General features: G+C 53.1%; 13 protein-coding genes. 3 read left to right on the top strand and 10 right to left on the bottom strand.

What is annotated here, in order from left to right; translation table 11 throughout:
* Positions 1-418 precede the first annotated feature (418 nt).
* From NYE69_RS15400 to NYE69_RS15375, 6 genes are all read right to left on the bottom strand, one after another.
* Positions 419-3520 (bottom strand): X2-like carbohydrate binding domain-containing protein, encoded by a 3102-nt coding sequence (locus tag NYE69_RS15400; RefSeq protein ID WP_340926873.1) that lies wholly within the window; start codon positions 3518-3520, stop codon positions 419-421.
* Positions 3521-4077: 557 nt separating this feature from the next.
* Entirely contained in the window at positions 4078-5058 is a 981-nt protein-coding gene (locus NYE69_RS15395; protein WP_340926872.1) for a DUF5643 domain-containing protein, read from the bottom strand.
* 163 nt (positions 5059-5221) lie between these two features.
* Positions 5222-6208: a DUF5643 domain-containing protein gene (locus NYE69_RS15390; protein WP_340926870.1), complete on the bottom strand. Its 987-nt coding sequence runs from the start codon at positions 6206-6208 to the stop codon at positions 5222-5224.
* Positions 6209-6371: 163 nt separating this feature from the next.
* Positions 6372-7370: a DUF5643 domain-containing protein gene (locus NYE69_RS15385; RefSeq protein ID WP_340926869.1), complete on the bottom strand. Its 999-nt coding sequence runs from the start codon at positions 7368-7370 to the stop codon at positions 6372-6374.
* A gap of 26 nt (positions 7371-7396) precedes the next feature.
* On the bottom strand, positions 7397-8617 hold the full coding sequence (locus tag NYE69_RS15380) for a DUF4179 domain-containing protein (protein ID WP_340926868.1): 1221 nt from the start codon (positions 8615-8617) through the stop codon (positions 7397-7399).
* Positions 8604-9161 carry a sigma-70 family RNA polymerase sigma factor gene (locus NYE69_RS15375; RefSeq protein ID WP_340926867.1) on the bottom strand — a complete coding sequence of 186 codons (558 nt, stop codon included), beginning with the start codon at positions 9159-9161 and terminating at the stop codon, positions 8604-8606. Before NYE69_RS15375 ends, NYE69_RS15380 begins: the two co-directional genes overlap by 14 nt.
* Positions 9162-9359: 198 nt before the next feature.
* Between NYE69_RS15375 and hcp the strand changes: the two genes are divergently transcribed.
* Positions 9360-11048 (top strand): hydroxylamine reductase, encoded by a 1689-nt coding sequence (gene hcp, locus NYE69_RS15370; protein ID WP_340926865.1) that lies wholly within the window; start codon positions 9360-9362, stop codon positions 11046-11048.
* 434 nt (positions 11049-11482) lie between these two features.
* Here hcp and NYE69_RS15365 read toward each other — a convergent pair whose 3' ends face one another.
* Complete coding sequence (locus NYE69_RS15365) at positions 11483-13009, bottom strand: ABC-F family ATP-binding cassette domain-containing protein (RefSeq protein ID WP_340926863.1); 1527 nt, start codon at positions 13007-13009, stop codon at positions 11483-11485.
* Positions 13010-13654: 645 nt separating this feature from the next.
* Positions 13655-14545, bottom strand: a complete 891-nt coding sequence (locus tag NYE69_RS15360; RefSeq protein WP_340926862.1) for an AraC family transcriptional regulator — start codon at positions 14543-14545, stop codon at positions 13655-13657.
* A 164-nt stretch (positions 14546-14709) separates the two neighbouring features.
* Between NYE69_RS15360 and NYE69_RS15355 the strand changes: the two genes are divergently transcribed.
* Positions 14710-16008 carry an alpha-glucosidase/alpha-galactosidase gene (locus tag NYE69_RS15355; protein WP_340926861.1) on the top strand — a complete coding sequence of 433 codons (1299 nt, stop codon included), beginning with the start codon at positions 14710-14712 and terminating at the stop codon, positions 16006-16008.
* Between the two features lie 182 nt (positions 16009-16190).
* Complete coding sequence (locus tag NYE69_RS15350; RefSeq protein ID WP_340926859.1) at positions 16191-16571, top strand: ArsR/SmtB family transcription factor; 381 nt, start codon at positions 16191-16193, stop codon at positions 16569-16571.
* A gap of 105 nt (positions 16572-16676) precedes the next feature.
* On the opposite strand, the gene NYE69_RS15345 is transcribed toward NYE69_RS15350, so the two are convergent.
* Entirely contained in the window at positions 16677-18959 is a 2283-nt protein-coding gene (locus tag NYE69_RS15345; RefSeq protein WP_340926858.1) for a heavy metal translocating P-type ATPase, read from the bottom strand.
* Between the two features lie 674 nt (positions 18960-19633).
* Positions 19634-20548: an IS1595 family transposase gene (locus NYE69_RS15340; protein WP_340926857.1), complete on the bottom strand. Its 915-nt coding sequence runs from the start codon at positions 20546-20548 to the stop codon at positions 19634-19636.
* Positions 20549-20784: the final 236 nt, after the last annotated feature.

The raw sequence follows: 20784 nt of genomic DNA, 5'->3' as shown, positions 1-20784 counted from the left end.
ACACCGGGAAAAATGAAAGGAACGTGATTAGCCCCACCTCTACCCCCTGAACAAGAGGGATAATTGTGCAAAGCAGCATGCAGGGATACCAGGATACGTTTTGCGCCAAAAAATAAGTACAAAAATTGTTGTTATTCCGGAAGATTCCATCCATTTGAGAAAAATAAAGGATTTTTATGCCGCTATTTCCCCCCGTCGCAAGGAAATGTCAACGTTCAGGGCCACTCCTAGGAGTATAAGTACATAAAATGCCGCTATTTTAACGGCGATGGTTGACAGCCTCAAAAAGCAGGCCGGCAAGCGGGACATTCTCCCGTGCCGGCCTGTTGCAGTAAAAAGTGGAGTGGTTGCTGTCCGTACTTCAAACTCATACTAGATGCTTCATACTGATTATCCCTTGCCTTTTACCTCTTGCCGCTTAAGGCTCAAGCCCCCATTGCAGGGCTCCGCCGACGTATCCGGTAATTTTGAGCGTCTCGGCATAAGACGTGGCAGAGGGGTTAAAGGAATAGTCGTCGCTCTGGCTGTAGTTGGTCCAATCGTCTTTGGAAATGCGAATCTGCAGGTCGATGCTTTGCCCCGGCGCCAGCGTGCCGGCCGCCTCTTTGAAGCCGATTTCCGCATAATGATCGGCTCCGGAAACCGCCTCAGGCAGTTTAACGAAGCGGCTGGTCACGTTCGCGCTGCCGACCTGGGTCCAATCGCAGAAGAAATTTTGCCGCTTTTCCCCGTTGACCGTATAGTAATAACGCAAAGTCACATCCTTGAGCGCAAGCGCCTCCGTCCCGGTGTTGGTCAGCTTGATACGCGGATTCAGCGTATTGGCCGTGGTTTGCAGCGTCCCGTTGTAAGCCTCGATCCGGACACTGCCCGTTGGCGCCGTTGCGGTATCTACAATCGCGATGCTGAGCAGCGCATCGGCCCCGGCGCTGAAGCGGAAGGTCAGGCGCGTCGTACCGATCGGCTGCTCGGCCAAAAATCCGCGCAGAATCGTCACTTGCGAGCCGGATATGGTGTAATCCTCGCCTTCCGTAAGCGGAGTTGAACCATTATAGATGCCGGTAAGCGTATTGCCGTTTAACGTCAACTTTACAGCGATGTCCGCCTGTTTATCCGGGTTTCGGTCATAGGTGGCCGCAGTCGGCGAAATCACCGCGTCTTGCCCTGGTTCCTCCGGTTCCTGTGGCGTCACCGTCGTATCGCCATAGACGATGCCGTAACCGTTGGTTCCGACATAGACGCGTCCGAAAATGCGCGGATCGCCGGTAATGGCCGAATTGGTGGTGCCGTACTGATGCTGGTCGTCGTTAATGCGCACCCAGTTCACGCCGCCGTCATCGGACCGGAAAAAGCCGCGCTCGCCGCCGATTTTCCCGCTCGTGTACAGCGCCATGACGTTACGTCCCGGGGCGGCCTTGCCAAACCCGATAACGCTCGCTTCCTCCACGCTCGTCAACTTTGTGAAAGTAGCGCCGGCATCGCTGGAATGCCAGAGACCCGAGTTGCCGTCGAATGCTCTGCCGCCGGCCACCCAAATGTCCCCTTCCCGTCCAGGCATCGCTTTCAGATCGAGATCGCCGGATGCCGGAAGTCCTGTGGCACTTGTTTTCGTAAAACTGGCTCCGCCGTCACGGCTGACGTATAAGCTTCCGCCGGACAATGCGTAAAACAGATTGGAATTGACGCGGTCGGAGGCGACAAGCGCTCCGGCAGGCACACCGCTGCTGGCGGTCCAGGAATTGCCGCCCTTCGAATAGTGTACGCCGACATCGGAGGTGCTCCAGACGAGGCTCTCGCCGCGAGCGGCCAAGGCAATCGTGCCTCCGCCGGAAGTGCCGGACGGCTCGCCGCCGGTGTACCAGTTCCCGCCGCCGTCGCGGGAAAAGCCGATCGCTTTATCGTTCGGTTTCTCCGCCCGGTTTACCGTGGCGACGCGGACGATGAAGCCCGGGTCAAGTTCGGCGTAATCCATATCCACGGTCCCGGCCGGATTCGTAAACATTTTTGCCGGAGCTTGGGTGAGGTCGTCATGCCGGAAGCCGGTCACGTCGAGCATTCCGCTGAGCAGATGAGCGCCCGATGGCGGGCTGATCAGGTCGGTGACCGAGGTTTCTTCGATTCCCACGGCCTTCACTTCCAAATCGATTTTCCCGCCTTTATCCCATTCCGTTAAATTGTCGGTCCCGTAAATGGTCGCCCCGGTTCCGTACATCATGCGGTCGGAATTAAACGGATCGATCTCCAGATCGCCGATCATCCAGCCGAGTTTCGGTGAAACTTCCTCCGGAGCCGGAATGGCCTCAAAATCGAGCCACGGAGCGGCGGAAATATCGTGGGTATAACGGAAGGTACGGCTCGGATAACCGTTCCAGTCCCAAATGCGGGTCCAGTTTGCTCCGCCGTCGGTGCTGCGGAAAATAATCGCGTCCGGCCACCAGGAATTGAGCGTGGCCACCATGACGGTACCCGGGTTCTGCGCGTCGACGGCGAGACCGCCGTATCCGTAATAGTTATCGTCGCTGCTGCTCGGCACCGGGCTAATATTGGCCCATTCGCCGGTGGACGTATTCAGCTTCCACACCTCGCCCTTGGTACCGTCGTACGGTCCTGCGCCGTTACTATAGGTAATATACAAGAAGCCATCGGACGATAGGACGCCATGATGCGGCAAATACCCGCTCGGCTGCCCCGGAACCGCCTCCCAGGTCTCCCCTCCGTCCATGGATCGGTATACGCTTTCATTCTTATCCGCCACCCCGACGTAAATCGTCTGCGTCGCTTGTCCGCGCGAACCTGTCGCAGGATCAAAAGTGATCCAGGCCAATCCAGTGATATCGCTTTGATATTCGTAGTCGGGATTTTCCACATAAGTGCCGGGATTCGGGAACTGGCTTACTTTGCTCCAGGTCTCCCCGTAGTCGGTGCTCTTCCACAAACCGTTTCCGCTGCGGGCACCAAAATAAAGAACGTTGTTCTGGTTCGGATCAATGACCAACCGCTCTCCCAACGACCGGCCCGGCATATTGCCGCCGACCTTGAACGGCAGCTCCGTTTCCTCCCACGTTTCGCCGCGGTCGGTGGAGCGCAGGATGCGCCCGTTATGGGGATCCCAGCTGTTCGTATACGTCCCGACCGCCAAATAGAGCCGGTCCGGGTCGACCGGGTCCGTGGCGAGTGCGTCGACGCCGCTCTTGCTCCAATCATCCATGCCAACCCAGTTAAGGAGCTGCTTCCAAGTCCCGGTGCCTTGATCCCAGCGATAAGCGCCTCCGATGTCTGTACGGGCATAGATTAGGTTGGGTTCGCTGGTATTGAATATGATGCCAGGTATAAAGCCGCCTCCGCCTCCGGTCACAACGTTTTTCCACACGTAAGCTTCGCTGGCTGCAGGCTTCCCAACTGCAGGCTCATCAGCTGCCGCCTGTGCCGGGGACGCAAATCCCGAATAAGAGGTTCCGGCGATCATAAACGCAACCGCCAGCACGGACAGTTTTTTAAAGCGATGTTTACTCTTTCCCATCAAATATCCCTCCCAAGTATGTTATTTTGCTATCACCTGTAGTCTCGGTAATTCCGGCAGACGGCAAGTAAGCAATCATTGTTTCTTCCGCATCCCTCCTTTGGCGAACACCGTCGGGTTTTGTCATACCCGATCCGATAGAGTCTAGTATTGTTTAAATCTTCCAATCATAGATTACCTTATTATGTAATATAATTCAATGTTATATATTACTTTGAAATCATTTCTATTTTTAAGGATTTCCTGGTGTTGCTCTGTTTCCCCAAATCATCATCCTCAACTCGTCGCTACTTCACCTCTCATTCATTGGAAATATCCAATAGATTGGCAGTATCGACCACCATTCTGAACTCTCATTGGAAATATCCAATAGAATTCACGCAAATTTCCTGTTTATGTCCTGCCAAACCTCATCTATTGGAAATATCCAATCTACCGCGGTATCTGCCACTATATTTTCTAATTCTATTGGATATCTCCAATAGAATGTTATGCAATCTAAAAAAGCTTGCTCTGCACCATAACACTCGGCGCAAAGAGCAAGCCAATTAAGACGATTATTTTACTTTTACGGTCATTTCCAGATCCTTGATATAGTTCTTAATGGTTTCGCCGTTGCTGTCCTCTTTATATGTGCCGCTTGTGGAGCCCGGGGAAACGGGCTCGAGTTCGTACTCGTAAGCTTTGATCGTGATCGACTTGGCGTTTTTACTCAAGGCACCGGCCACAAAATCGTAATACATATCGCCATTTTTGTTGTTCTCGTCGGTCCCATGACCGGAAATAAACTCCAGTTTGTTCCCTTGATCGTCCACAAACTCATAATTGATAGGAGAAGATTTACCCTTTTCCAGCCCTTTTACGATCAGTTGAATTCGGGAAGAGGTAGAGGTTAGATTAAGTTTGCTTACCGTGACGCTCAGTTTTCCGGATTTTTTGGTCAAATTGGGTTTCAAAGCCTGTCCCTTGGTTTTTTGCAACGTCATATCCAATGTATACGGTTTGTCCACACCCTCCAAAGTCACTTTGGCGGTAAGCTTCAATTTGTCCGGAAAAGCTTTGAGATTGCCGCCAAGCCAGGATGGATCGAGCATTGTAATTTTCATTGTGTCCGGTGTAGCACCTGGCCCCCGTTTGATGTCTGGTCTTTGGGACATAGACTTTCCACCACCATACTCGTAATCGGGTTTACCGTCTATAAAGAGCTCGATGTCTTTAATTGCGCCTTTCTCATAAATATAATCCTGGGTCTTTTCATCATATTTTCCATTTATTTTGCCGGTAAGTCCTTTGCCGCTCCGCTTTAGGGTAATGCCGACATAGTTGCCATCATAGATCGCTTGGGAAACCTCCAACGTGATGCCCTGCTGGGTTACGCTTGGAGTTTTCGCCTTGGCCGCACTCAGCGTCCCGCCGCTTTTCGCCGCTGAAGCCGCTGAAGCCGTCGGCCCGGCCGCTTCCGCGGCTCCCCAGGCCGTACCGAGCAACAGCGCGCCGGCCAGCGCCGCGGAAGACATCACTTTGTATGTATTTTTCACTCAAACCCCTCCATGAAATTAAATTTTCGAAGAGAATTCCCTCTTCATTGAGCTCTCTATTGGATTAGATGGATAAGTACACCAAAACGTTATATTTTGAGCGAAAAAATTTAAAAGCCTGCAGCGATTTGCTGCAGGCCCGCCCGCTAACCGGATTTTGCTTTTACTTGATCGCAACGGTCATTTCCAGCTCTTTGATATAGTTCTTAATCATTTTGCCGTTGCTGTCCGTTTTAAATATGCCGGGAGAATTGGGATCGCTTGGATCATCGGGTACAAAATCGGGCTCAAATGCTTTGATTGTGATCGACTTGGCGCCTTTCCCCGGAGCACTGAACACAAAGTCATTATACGTATCGCCATTTTTGTTATTCTCGTCACTTCCATGACCGGAAATCATATCCATCTCGTTCCCTTGATCATCCACAGCTTCATACATGATATGCGAAGACTTGTTTTTGTCCAACCCTTTCTCAATCAACTGAGCTCGGATTGAGGTCGAGGTCACATTAAGTTTGCTTAGGGTAACGCTATAATCCCCACGTTTTTTCGTCAGATTTGGTTTCAATGCCTGGCCCTTGGTTTTTTGCAACGTCATATCCAATGTATACGGTTTGTCCACACCCTCTAAAGTCACTTTGGCGGTAAGCTTGAATTTATCCGGAAAAGCTTTGAGATTGCCGCCCAGCCAGGATGGATCGACCACTGTAATTTTCTTCGCGTCCGGTGTAGCGCCCGGCCCCTGTACAATGAATGGTCTTTGAGCCATAGACTTTCCACCACCATACTCGTAGATGGATTTACCGTCGATAAAAAGCTTGATGTCTTTAATTGCTCCTTTCTCATAAATATAATCCTCGGTCTTTTCATCATATTTTCCAGTTATGCTGCCGGTAAGCCCTTTGCCGCTCCGCTTTAGGGTAATGCCGACATAGTTGCCGTCATAGATTGCTTGGGAAACCTCCAGCGTGATGCCCTGCTGGGTTACGCTTGGAGTTTTCGCCTTGGCCGCACTCAGCGTCCCCCCGCTTTTCGCCGCTGAAGTCGCTGCCGCCGTCGGCCCGGCCGCTTCCGCGGCTCCCCAGGCCGTACCGAGCAACAGCGCGCCGGCCAGCGCCGCCGAAGACATCACCTTATATGTTTTTTTCATTCGAAAAACCCCTCCATGAAAATTTGATTTTCGAGAAATCCCTCTTCATTGAGCTCTCTATTGGATTTGATGGATAAGTACACCAAAAAGTTATATTTTGAGCGTAAAAAATGTAAAAGCCCGCAGCAATTTGCTGCAGGCCCGCCTATTACAGGATTGGCTTTTACTTAATATTAACCGTCATTTCCAGCTCTTTGATATAGTTCTTAATCGTTTCGCCGTTGCTGTCCGTTTTATAGATGCCGGGAGATGACGGATCGTCCGGATTATCGGGTACGAAATCGGGCTCGAAAGCTCTGATCGTGATCGACTTAGCTTCTTTCGCCGGAGGACTGAACACATAGTCAGTATACATATCGCCATTTTTGTTTTTCTCGTCGGTTCCTAAACCGGACTTTTGGTCCAGCAGGTTACCTTGATCATCTACAACTTCATACAAGATGTGCGAATGCTCGCCTTTTTTCAACCCTTTCTCGATCAACTGAATTCGGGTGGAGGTCGATGTCGCATTAAGTTTGCTTAAGGTGACGCTGTAATCCCCACGTTTTTTCGTTAGATTCGGCTTCAAGGCTTGCAAATTTTCCGCATTTTTTTGCAGCGAAAAATCAAAAGTATACGGCTGATCCACGCCTTTCAGGGTGATCTTCGCGGTTAACTTGAACTTGTCCGGGAAAGCCGGGGAAGTCATGCCATCGCTGCCGATCCAGGAAGGATCGACCATTTTAACTTCCAACGTGTCCGGTGTGGAAGGCGGTCCCCAGCCGAGACTTGGTCTTTCGCCTAGGCCTCCCCCGCCGAACTCGTAAATGGATTTGCCGTCGATAAACATTTCAATTTTTTCAATCGCGCCTTTTGGCCGCTCGTATTTCTGGGTCGCTTCATTAAACTTTCCATCGGTGATGCCGCCGGTATAACCTTTACCGCTCCGCTGCAGCGTAAGGCTGACATAGTTGCCGTCATACAGCGCTTTGCTGACGGTTAGCGTAATACCGTTCTGGGTAACGCTGTCGGCTTTGGCCGCGGAAGCTTGCGCAACGGCGCTGTTGGCCGTCTGAACTTTGGCCCCCGCTGAACCGGCCGCTTCCACGGCTCCCCAAGCCGTTCCACCGACCAGCATCCCCATTAAAGCTGCGGTAGTCATTACTTTATATATATTTTTCATCTCGTGCACCCTCCATATTTCCTTGTTTAATTCTGAAAATCATATAACTTTTCCAAACCCGCCCGGTTTACCGGAACGGTAATCTCCAGTTCCTTCACATAATGCTTAACCGTCTTTCCGTTGCTGTCGACTTTATATGCTCCCGATTCCCCCGGCTTGGTTGACGGGTCGGCATATTCAGGCTGAAACGGTTTAAGCGTAATCGTATCCGGAACCTCCTGCAGCCGGTCAAACAGCATTTCATACCGCGCGTGCATCTGTCCGTTATCGTAGTAGATCCCCACGCCACCTACCAATCCCAGATTCCTGCCTTGATCGTCACACAGATCGAACAGTAAATTATTTCTAAGTGGTCTACTTGCTTTATCTTCTACATTGATGTCGAAAACCACCTTCGTCGTAATCGGCGTATATTGGATTTGCTGAAGCGTAAGCGTAATCCCGTTCCACTCTCTCGTTTCTCCAAAGGTTTCAACGAGACGATCCGTGTTTTTGCGAACGGGCAGTTCGAAAACGAACGGCTCCTCAACGCCTTCCAGCCAAAATTTGGCCGTCAGCACAAAACGATCGGGAAGAATCTGTGACGAATCGCCCGTTTCCGAAATGACCGACAACTCGTACAGCGCCGCATTGGGATCGGCTGTCGGAGACCCTTTTGAAGAAAATTTATAACTTTTAGAATTATAAGTTGGTTGGCCATCGATCAGCATCTCCCAATGGTCTACAGCCCCTCTTTGGAGAATTACATCCCCCTCCCGGCCTTTACCCACGAACTCGCGGTCCAGAATTCCTCCGGTAAGCCCTTCTCCTTCGCGCTTGACGGCCAAAGTTAGGCGAATACCATCATAAACAACCTGGGGGATCCGAAGGGTAATTCCATCATGGGTAACGCTTGCGTCCGTTTTCTCGGCCAGTCCGCGCTCTTCTGCCGTCTGCAGCCCCAGATCGCCGGCCAATTTAAAGATGCCGCCAAGGATAGGGACATTTTTGAGCGACTCGGCCAGCGCCGGCGACACCATGGCACTGCCCAGCCCGATCGTCAAAACGGCGATTGCGGCGGCCGCTCCCATTTTAAAAGTCATGGAGAATCGGGATTTTCGGCCGCTTCGGGTCTGCATCGGAAGATCGGCCAAGGAAGCGTAAACCTCATCCTGGCGGCGGCGAATGATATCGGGAACCTCCCTGACCTCAGTCAACCGTTCTTTGCCGATGTCGCGAAGCGCTTTTTCAAGATCACGCGTTTCCATAAGCCAGCTCCTCCTTTCCCATTCGCTTAACCTTGTCGGCCAATATTCCTCTGGCCCTATGCAGGCGCGCCCGGACAGCTCCCTCCGAAATTTCCAGCACGCTCGCGACCTCTTTGATCGGCAAATCCTGATAATAAAAAAGATGGATAACGATCCTTAAAGTTTCGTCCAGGTTTTCCACCGCCTCGCGGAGATCCTGCTTGCGGTCCTCTTCATACTCCCCGGTATACCGCGCCGCTCCCGCCGGTTCCGGCAGCTCCGCCATTACGACGGTTCTGCTTCGCATGCGCAGCAATTGATTACATTCATTGATTAAAATCCGAATTACCCAGGTTTTAAAATATTTCGGCTGCCGCAATGTCGACAATGATTTATAAGCTTTAAGCGTCGTTTCCTGAAATGCGTCCGCACAGTCTTCGTCACGTCTTACAATGGACTTCGCCAAGCCGTACAGTTCGGGTTCCAGCCTCCGGAAGAGCCGGATAAACGCCTCACGATCCCCCCGCTGCGCGCGCTTGACTTCCAGTACCATATCTTGTTGCACGAATTTCAACTCCTTTTGAGGGCCCTCTGCAAGATTAGATGGGCCAGCCTCTGAAAATGTTATATCTACTTCAAAAAAAGTTCAACGTTCGTTTAGACCCTAGCCCCAATTAGAGTGATTACAATCACCCGGCCGCGGCCGATCCGGCGGTATTCTTCTGTATATCCGTTAAATTCTCCCAAAGGAGGTTATTTTGAAATGAACCAAACAGCTTCGAATCCGGACCTTTCGCAGCCGTCCATGTTTTGTTTTCAATGCCAGGAGTCGGCCGGCGGGACCGGCTGCACGATCAAGGGCGTCTGCGGCAAGCCGCATGACGTGGCCAACTTGCAGGATTTGCTCATCTACGTGCTGAAAGGCATTTCCTTTTTCTCCGTGGGGACCGAGCTCCCCGAAGCTTTAGACCGGCGTACCTCGGTCTTTATTATGGATTCGCTGTTCGCCACGATTACGAACGCCAACTTTGACCGCGACGTGTTCGTCGCCAAAATCCGCGAAGCGTTCGCTCTGCGCGCCGAAGTAAGACGCCGCTGGGAGGAACAGCGCCCGGATGATGCGGCGGCGGCGCTTCCCGATGCGGCGGTTTGGCAGGCGGACGACGAAGCCTCGTTTGACGCCAAAGCCAAGAGTGTCGGCGTGCTCGCCACCGCCGATCCGGACATCCGCTCCTTGCGCGAGCTGCTCACCTACGGCCTCAAAGGGATGGCCGCCTATACGTATCACGCCCTTCAGTTGGACCATTCGAACCCGCAAATCGACTTGTTTATGCGCCGGGCGCTGGCCGCCACTTTGGACGATTCCTTAACGGCGGACGACCTCGTCGGTTTGGTGATGGAGGCGGGCAAATATGGCGTGGAGGCCATGTCCCTGCTTGATGAGGCCAATACCGGCACCTACGGCCACCCCGAAGTGACCAAAGTCAATATCGGCGTGCGGAACCGGCCGGGGATTCTGATCAGCGGCCACGATTTGAAAGACCTGGAGGAACTGCTGCGCCAAACCGAAGGCACCGGCGTGGATGTGTATACCCACAGCGAAATGCTGCCGGCTCATTACTATCCGGCCTTTAAGAAATACGATCATTTCGTCGGCAACTACGGCAATGCCTGGTGGCTGCAAACGACAGAATTCGCCGCGTTCAACGGCCCGATTCTGATGACCACCAACTGTATCGTACCGCCGAAGGCAAGCTACAAGGACCGCATGTATACGACTGGCAACACCGGATTTCCCGGCGTACGGCATATCCCGGAAGGTCCGGACGGCCGGCCGAAAGATTTTTCGGAAATCATCGCGCACGCCAAACGCTGCGAACCTCCGACCGAACTGGAGAGCGGCGAAATCGTCGGCGGTTTTGCCCACCATACCGTGACCGGCATCGCCGATCAAGTGGTGGAAGCCGTCAAAACCGGCGCGATCAAAAGATTTTTCGTGATGGCCGGCTGCGACGGGCGGATGAAATCGCGTACTTATTACACGGACTTTGCCCGGGAACTTCCCCGCGATACGGTCATCTTGACTGCCGGCTGCGCCAAATATAAATACAACAAGCTCGACTTGGGCGAAATCGGCGGGATTCCCCGCGTACTGGACGCCGGGCAATGCAACGACTCCTATTCGCTGGCCGTCATCGCCCTGAAATTAAAGGAAATTTTCGGCCTGGAAGATATCAACGACCTGCCGATTTCCTACAATATCGCCTGGTATGAGCAGAAGGCGGTTATCGTGCTGCTGGCCCTGCTGTACCTCGGGGTCAAAAACATTCACCTGGGGCCGACGCTGCCCGCGTTCCTGTCACCGAACGTCGCCAAAGTATTAATCGAAAAATTCGGCATCGGCGGCATCACGACCGTGGAAGAGGACATGAAGATGTTCCTTGGAGCGTAAGGTATTACGAGAAAGACCTGACCGGCGGTCAGGTCTTTTGTTTATACGACTTGGGGTGCAACTTGGGGTGCCAATTCCCGCGAAATGCAAAAGTGCAGGCGATTTTCGTCGAAATCCCTCGAAACAGGCTCGGCAAATGCAAATGTGCAGTTCATTTCCGCTCTAAAGATACTTTTTCATCAAATTGCCCCAAATCAGATGTGCTTTTGCATTTCAACCGCTCGAAAATGGCATCTGCCAGGAAAATCAAATGCACTTTTGCATTTGATCCCGCGTGGCCGTCGGTTCAGAGCGCATAACCCTGATAGAACGCGAACCCGGGAGCTTATGCCTCCCGCCGCCCGCGTTTTGGGGCTGAACTTTTTGATGGCGCATCCGCACTTAACCTCGTCCCTACTCTGACCGTTTAACGGTTCCAAAGCTTGATCCGTGGTTTATCCCAAACTAATGACCTTCTCCGCCCATTCCCGATAAAACCGCTCCTCATGAGACACGAGGATGACGCTGCCTTGAAATTGGCGCAAAGCGTCCTGTAAAGCCGCTTTCGTTTCCGCATCCAAATGGTTCGTCGGTTCGTCCAGGATCAGAAAATTGCAAGGCGCAAGCACCAGCCCGCACAATTTGACTTTGGATTGCTCGCCGCCGCTCAAAGTGCGGATTTCCTGGGTAACCAGATCGTCCTTCAAACCGCACAACGCCAGGTAACGGCGGATTTCCTTCATGCCAAGACTCGGATATTGTTCAGAAATGATTTGCAGCGGGGTAAGCGCGCCGTTTGCCCATTTCAAATCCTGTTCGAAATACCCGACTTTGACCTGCTCCGAAAACCGGAACCGTCCGGAAACCGCGGCAATCCGCCCAACCAGCGTATTCAGCAGCGTCGATTTGCCGATCCCGTTGAACCCGGTAATCACGAGCTTTTGTCCCCCCATTACGGAAAAATGGATTTTCGGCAACAGCGGAGCGCCATACCCGACCTCAAGATCGCTGACTTTGAGCGAGGTTTGCGCGGACAGCGGGAGCTCGCGGAAACGGATCGACGGCTTATGAGTAAACGCGGGCGGAGCCAGCTTTTCCATCCGTTCGAGCTGCTTCCTGCGCCCCTGGGCAATTTTGGAGTTGACGCCGGCGATATTCCGGCGGATATACTCCTCGGTCTTTTCGATCTTTTTCTGCTGAGCGTGATACCGGCGCACGTAATCCTCCCGCAGATGCTCCTTTTGCCGCAGGAAGTCGGAGTATTTGCCGTAATATTTTTTGACCGTTCCGAACTCGATGTCGCAGATACAGGTCGTCACCTTCTCCAAAAACTCGAAGTCATGGGACACGACGATAAAGGCGCCGGCAAAATCCGCCAGATAACCTGCCAGCCACGCGACATGCTCCTTATCCAGAAAATTCGTCGGTTCATCCAGCAGCAAGACGTCCGGTTCTTCAATTAAAAGTTTGGCCAATATTACCTTTGCCCGCTGTCCACCGCTTAGCTCCCCGATTTGGCGCTGCAAACCGATAGCGTCGAGGCCAAGTCCCGAAGCGACCTTCAAAATCTGGCTGTCGACCTGGTAAAAATCCCGGGCTTCCAGCTTCTCCTGATATTCCGCAGCCTGGAGCAGCATGGCGCTATTGCCGGTCGCCGCGCTTTCCTCGTACAACCGGTTCATGCGGCGCTCCATCTCAAACAAATCGGCATACGCCGTCTTCAGATATTCGGCAATCGTATCGTTTCCGTCGATTTCGGCATATTGGTCCAAATGTCCGATCTGAATCTGGGTTTGCCATTTGACGCTGCCTTGATCCGGCATGATTTCGCCCAGCAAGACGCGGATCAGCGTGCTTTTTCCGGCCCCGTTTTGGCCGACGATTCCCATGTGTTCGCCTTTATATAATTCAAAGGAAGCATTGTCGTACAACTTTTTGTCTCCAAAACTATGCGATAGGTTTTCAACTTGAAGTAAGCTCATTTTTCATCCTCTTTTCTTGGCTCTGACCAGCACATTTTTACGCTAACGGTTGCCATTGCGCTTATTTGGCCGAAAAGATGGGGGTTCCTTTTCTAATGGTTGTCAAAGCGCTTATTGGTGCAAAACAGCCCCTTTTCCCAAGAAAAACCGGGAAATAAGCTACCTGGAAACCGTTACATTTCGAAACTCCCCATTTTGGCTCAACTAGCCGCGCTCACAACCGTTAGATTTTCGCACCGTAGAGCGAAATAAAAAAAGCAGAGAGCGGCGTCCTTCGGACGCCGGCCCTCTGCTTGATGTTTAAGGCGCAAGTCAGCCAAACGGTAAAAACGTACGGCGAACTCGCGGCCAAATACAAAGGGCCATCGACAAGCGTTGTCGACGGCCCTTGCGCTCAATCGGCTAATGGTCACACTTAAAGAAGCATAGTGAACCTACGCTTTTTAAAAAAGACCATTCAGCCGATGAATATAGGAAGCTTTACGCTCCCCCATTAAGCTCCGCACAACGCTTCATCGTGTTCATTTGTACGGAGCGGCTTGTTCTGACGAGTTTGACTAACTTGATATACATTCCAGACCCCCACCTTTTAGAGGTTGCTCAAAAAGTTACTTAAGAAATATTATCACATGCTGGTTACAGGGGTCAATTCGGATACAACGCCGCGTGTTGCATCTTCCGGTATTCGCTTGGCGGCAGCCCGGTCGCCTTTTTGAACTGGCGCGAGAAATAAAGGGCATCGTTAAAGCCGACCGAAGCGGCGATCTGGTCCACGGTGAGCGGTCCGGCCAAAAGTTCCTTCGCCTTCTCGATCCGCACTTTCATTAAATACTGCTTCGGTGAAAGTCCCGTTCGCGCCTTGAAAGCATGAAACAGATGGGCGCGGTGGTAGCCGAGCCTACGCGACAGCTCGCCGATGCTGATCGGCTGGTGGTATTGCAGCGTAATCCAGCGGACCGCCTGCTCCACCTGCCGGTCGATCATCGCGGGCTCCATCGTTTCGGGGGCAGGCAGCATTTCCCGGGTCGCGAGTCCGAGCTGATGGAACAACAGCGTCAGCCATCCCGACGCCTCCAGGCTCTCCAGCCTCGGGTCGTCCGCATGCCGGAACGCCGACCGAATCCGGGTGTAAGGGCGATGCAAGGCCGCGATGTCCCCGGAATGGCAAACAGGACTGCCCGGCGTAATGCCGACGTCGGCCAGCTGCCTGGAGACGCCCGCTCCTTTTAAGGCGACCCATGCATAATGCCACGGATTTTGCGAATCAGCCTCATACGAAAACAATACGCCCGGAAAAATGACGAAAGTATCGCCGGGACAGCAGCGGCGGTATTGATCCTTCCAGCGAAACTCCCCTTCCCCCTCCAGGACGCTGTGGATGAGATAATAGTCATGGACGGACGGTCCGATTTTATGAGCGGGATGAGGACGGCCTTCCCCGCTGAACAGCAGGGTGACGTCTTTTTCCCGGAAATCGGGATTGATGTTGTCTTCAAACATGTAATGGTCGGGAATCATCACAAACCTCCGGATCAAGACTTTTTCGGCTTCCTTGCCAGTTTACCGCACTCCAAATCCTCCATACAACAACATTTATCCATATCTTTCTTCGATTCCTCCATACTTTTCCCCTTCCGCCTAGGCTATATTGAAGGCATGAATATAAGCTCAACTGCATACTCAAAAGGAGGAGTTTTTTCATGTCGAAAATTACATTTATCGGGGCTGGAAGCACGGTTTTTGCCAAAAATGTGCTGGGCGACTGCATGCAAACGCCCGCTCTGCAGGGATTTGAATTGGCGCTGTATGATATCGATCATGAGCGGCTGCGGGACTCGGAGAACATGCTGAACAATCTGAAGCGCAGCAGCGGCAGCACCTGCGTCGTCAAAGCTTACAGCGACCGCAAAGAAGCCTTGCGGGGGGCAAAATACGTGATTAACGCCATCCAGGTCGGCGGCTACGATCCCTGCACCATCACGGATTTCGAAATCCCCAAAAAATACGGGCTGCGCCAGACCATCGCCGACACGGTCGGGATCGGCGGCATCTTCCGCAACCTCAGGACGATCCCGGTCATGCTGGAATTCGCGGCCGATATCCGTGAAGTCTGTCCCGACGCCTTGTTTTTGAATTACACAAATCCGATGGCCGTGCTGACGAACGTCATGAACACGTACGGCCAAGTCCGCACCGTCGGGCTGTGCCACAGCGTTCAAGCCTGCATTCCCGACCTGTTCAAAAGCTTGGAAATGGACAAAACCGGAGTGCAGGCGAAGATCGCCGGAATCAACCACATGGCCTGGCTGCTGGAGGTTACCCGGAACGGCGCGGATTTGTACCCCGAAATCAAACGGCGGGCGGCGGAAAAACAAAAACAGCCCCACAAGGACATGGTGCGCTTTGAGATGATGCTGAAATTTGGGTTTTACATCACGGAATCGTCGGAGCATAACGCCGAATATCACCCTTACTTTATCAAGCGCAATTATCCCGAGCTGATCGACCGCTTCCAAATCCCGCTGGACGAATACCCGCGCCGCTGTGTGAGTCAGATCGCCAATTGGGAAAAAATGCGGGAGGAGCTCGTGAACAACGCGGAATTGAAACACGAGCGTTCGCATGAATACGCCTCCTATATCATGGAAGCGATTGAAACCGACGTGCCGTTCAAAATCGGCGGCAACGTGATGAACACCGGGCTGATTCCCAACCTACCGAAGGAAGCTTGCGTCGAAGTGCCTTGCCTGGTGGACGCCAGCGGCGTCACTCCGACTTATGTCGGCGATCTTCCGCCGCAGTGCGCGGCTTTGAACCGGACGAACATCAACACCCAGCTGTTAACGATCGAAGCGGCTATCACCGGCAAAAAAGAGCATATTTACCACGCGGCGATGCTGGACCCCCACACTTCGGCGGAGCTGTCCATGGACGATATCGTTGCGTTATGCGACGACTTGATCGAAGCGCACGGCGACTGGCTGCCGGCTTACCGCTAAAAGCCCAAAGCGCGCGGGAGAAAAAATCTCCTGCGCGCTTTTTTTGACAATATTATGGCGCCCCTCGGCATCTTGCTCGAAGATAGACTTCTATGTTACTGTGATGACAGCAATCTTTTAATAGTAATAATTTCGTTTAAGTATAATATATGCAAACGCCTAGCGTAGAAGGGTGATATTCCATGACACGTTCTATAAATACGGCAAACACGGCAGAAGAATGCGATACGAGCTGCCTGGGATCGGCGGCGGATTTGGCTGCGGTCAAAGCGGAGTTAATCGATGACCAGGCGGCGGTTCAGCTTGCCGATTGGTTTAAGGCTTTCAGCGATCCGACGCGCGTGAAAATCATCAGCGCCCTGCTAAAAAGGGAATTGTGCGTGCATGATTTGACGGTGCTGCTCGAAATGGGGCAGTCGGCCGTTTCCCACCAGCTGCGGTACTTGCGCAACCTGAGAATCGTTAAACGGCGCAAGGTCGGAAAGACGGTTTATTATTCGCTTGACGACGCCCATATCGAGCAAATTTTTCTTCAAACCCTCCAGCACACCAACCACGGATGATACGAAAACCGCGGGTCGGCCCCGTCCCGGCCCCGGCGAATAGCACGCTCCGGCCCGGGACGGGAGCGGGATCGGCGATTGCCCATCTCGCCCACCCCCATTCCCTTAACTCAAGTTGGGCTTGATCTTTAATACGCGCATCGCGTTCAGAACGGCAAGCAGAGTGACGCCTACATCCGAGAACACCGCTTCCCACATCGTCGCAATCCCAAACGCGCCCAGGAGCAGGAAGACCGCTTTGACGAGCAGCGCAAAAATAATGTTCTGCCATACGATGCGCCGGGTGCTCTTCGCAATATGAATCGCCGAAGCCAGCTTGGAAGGCTCATCGGTCATGATGACGATATCGGCCGCTTCAATCGCCGCGTCGGACCCAAGGCCGCCCATGGCCACGCCGACATCCGCTCGGGCCAACACCGGCGTGTCGTTGATCCCGTCGCCGACGAACACGATCTTTTCTTTGCCCGCTTTCTGGCGGTCGATCTTCTCCAGTTCCTCCACCTTATGCTGCGGCAGCAGTTCGGCCCGGACCTCGTCGACGCCCAGCTTTTTGCCGATCGCTTCGCCTACCGCCTTGATGTCGCCCGTCAGCATCACAATCTTCTTCACGCCGAGATTTTTCAGAGAACGGATCGCCTGTGCCGAATCCTCCTTGACCTCGTCGGCAATGACCAAATAACCGGCATATTGCTTATCGATCGCGACATGCACGATGGTGCCCAGCTCGGCAGGCGCGGCGAAAGCGATATTTTCCCGCTTCATTAGCTTCGCGTTGCCCGCCAGCACCTCCCTGCCTTCGAACATAACCTGAATGCCGTGGCCCGATATTTCGTTGTACCCCGCAAGCAGCTCTTCTTTCAGTTCCCTTCCGTAAGCTTCCCTGATCGACTCCGCGATCGGATGGGTGGAGTGCATTTCGGCAAAAGCGGCCTGACGCAGCAGCTCCTGTTCGGTCCATCCGTTTTGCGGATAAATGCCGTTCACTTTAAAGGCGCCTTTGGTCAGGGTCCCCGTTTTATCGAACACCACATATTTGACGTCATTCAGGGCTTCCAGGTAATTGCTGCCCTTAACCAGCACGCCGTTCTTGGAGGAAGCGCCGATGCCGCCGAAGAAGCCGAGCGGAATCGAAACCACCAAGGCGCAAGGACAGGAAATGACCAGGAATACCAGAGCCCGGTATACCCAATCCGCGAAGGTCGCGCCGCTAATGATCAGCGGAGGAAGAACGGCCAGCAAAGCGGCGACGATGACGACAAACGGCGTATAGTAACGGGCAAATTTCGTAATAAAGTTTTCCGTCGGGGCCTTTTTGCTGCTTGCGTTCTCGACCAGATCGAGAATTTTGGCCACGGTCGACTCGCCGAACACCTTCGTAACCTCGACCGTCAAAACCCCGTTTTTGTTGATAAATCCGCTCAGCACATCATCGCCGGCGGCCACTTCGCGCGGTACGGACTCGCCGGTCAGCGCCGAGGTATCCATAGCCGAGCTTCCTTCCGCGACTTTACCGTCAAGCGGTACTTTCTCGCCAGGACGAACGACGATGAAATCGCCGATCCGCACTTCCTCCGGACTCACCCGTTTGATCTCGTCGCCCGCCTTCAAATTGGCAAAATCCGGGCGGATGTCCATCAGTGCGCTGATCGATTTCCGCGACCGGTTGACGGCAATGCTCTGGAACAGTTCGCCAATCTGGTAAAAGAACATGACGGCCACGCCTTCGGGGTACTCCCCGATCACAAACGCGCCGACGGTTGCGATCGCCATCAGGAAGTTTTCATCGAACACCCGGCCTCTGACGATGTTTTTCAGCGCCTTGTAGACGATATCCCCGCCCACAACGAGGTAGGAGGCCAGAAACAGGATCAGCTTAAGCTCCTGGCCCAAGGATAACGATAACGCCGCCGCGCCGATGATAAAACCTGCAGCCAGGCGGGCGACCATGATTTTAAGGGTTTGCGCCCCGTGGTCATGGGAATGGCCGTGTCCATCCTCAGCCGCTTCGGCACCGCGATCGTCAGCATGATCATGATCATGGCCGCGGCTGTGGCCGTGGTTATGGCCGTGGTTATGGCCGTGGTTATGGCCGTGGTTATGGCCGTGGTTATGGCCGTGGTTATGGGTACGTTTAATTCCCGCCGCTCCTTGCTCCAATACTCTGACGTCAGGCTCCAGCGCGCGGATTTTTTTCTTGGTCTGCTCAAGGATCTCCTCGCTGCGATCCATGGCCATTTCCATGGTTAACGTTTTGTTCACAAAATTCACCGAACAAGCCGAAACCCCGTCAATGTTCTGAACACCGGTTTCGATTTTCATAGCGCAGTTCGCGCAATCCAAGCCTTCCAGAACGAATTTGCGTTTAACTATACCTGCAGCCGTTTCCATCCGCTTGCTCACTCCTCAATATTAAAACGATATATGAGTAAATGTTCATATATAGTATATTCTTGTTGGTTAGCCAGTGTCAACGAAATTCGGCACAGCTTGGCCCCCTTTTTCTGCGGTTCCGACGCGGATAAAAAGGAGCCGGTTACCTGGCCCCGAATAATAGGTACCTAAAGTGCCGTTATTTTGAAGGCCGAGGTCCTTCGCGGAGGTGGGGAGGTCAGCGCAGCCGTTTCAATGGCCGGCCGTTCCAAGCACCGATTTCTAGGTTGATCCTCGCTTTTTTCCCCTAAGAAGAGCCGCCGCCATGCCCGCATGATTTGGAGAGCGGGTCCCTCCATGGCCCGGGGCTTCATTTTTTACTCATGCGCACCCATAAATATTCTTTGGGCCCTGCTGCAGATCAACATCCGTTGGCCAGACCCTTTGCACAATTATCCCGTTTGATCAGGAAGCAGAGATGAAGATATATTCAGGAGTGGAAGATTATTTGGGAAAAGGGGGTATGTTTGTGATAAGCAGTCATGTTCGAGATCATTATAAACAGATTCGGGAGAAGGGAAGCAAACCTGACGGGAGGAATGGGACAAGACACCGAAAAAAATGAAGAGACCGTGATCTTTCTGCAGCCTGAATCCGTTTGCAGCAACGTCTGTAACGTTCAATCACTTCTATCAGGCCGCAGCCGCAAGGGGCTGGTTCGGTTGGCGCGCGATCAGCTTGCGGTAAGGGATCGCCGGAATCGCCACACACATCTGCAGTAACTTCTGCCGCATCGTTTCTTCCGCTCCAGGCAGTCCTCCTTGCAGGCGCAGCCGGCGGCGTCCGGTGTATTCGTTCAGATACGCCTGCAGATGCTTCAGTCCCAAGGCTCCATACGTACTCTTCAGCGATTCCCACGCCTCTCTCACCACTTTCCGCAAAGGCGCATACAGCCGAAAGGCCTGAGGGAAGGACTGCACCGTCGATGTACGGACATCCACATGCCCGTTAATGTACTCGGTTAGATCGTGACGGTTTGCCTTTTCTTCGCCTCCCCGCTTATGCGGCACCAGGCGGATTTTGACCTGCTCCGGCTCGCCCGACTCCGTGACCGTGCAGCCGGCTACGACCGCCGAGGCGTACGGATGCGAAAGCTGACACCGGGACGGATTACGCCCATACTGATCGCTGTTCACCTTCACGTCTCCAGAGAGCAGCTCCCGGGCATCGAACTCCCCCACGGCATGGCGTATGTTGTGCAGCAGCGACCAGGCGGTCTTGTAGGTGACCCGGATCACCTTGCTCAGCCGCAGCGCCGAGATGCCGCCCTCCAGCAGGAATAAATCCAGCGCCTTGAACCACTTGAGCAAGGGCAGATGCGTTCCTTCAAAAATCGTGCCGACCAAAGGCGAGGTTTGATGCTTGCACTTTCCGCACTCGAACAAGGGGATATGCCGGGAGGTCAGACGGCTGCACCGGGTGTGAGCGCAGCGCGGGCAGACGAAGCCGCTTGGCCACTTCATCGCGATCAGCGCCTCCATGCAGTCCTGCTCACTGTTAAAACGGCTGCTGAATGGTTGAAGTTCCGTTCCCGCATTGACTTCCATATCCGCTCGCCCCCGAATCAAGAATATACGAACATAAGTTCCATTTATTTCATTATACCAAACACGCGTTCTCTTATCAAGCTGAAAATCTCACTTGAACCGCCTCATTTTTTCCTCATCTTTTTTGTTTTTTTCATCTCTCTTTTTTGGAACCCTTGACTTGCTCTAGCCCCACCCCCTGCTCCCTGAACGTAAGGGATAATCGTGCAAAGGCAGGAACACCAAGAGACGAACGC

It is taken from the genome of Paenibacillus sp. FSL R5-0527, from assembly GCF_038008055.1.
GTDB lineage: Bacteria > Bacillota > Bacilli > Paenibacillales > Paenibacillaceae > Fontibacillus > Fontibacillus macerans.
The sequence above is the reverse complement of the archived record's forward strand: the minus strand, read 5'-3'. Positions and strand labels throughout refer to the sequence as shown.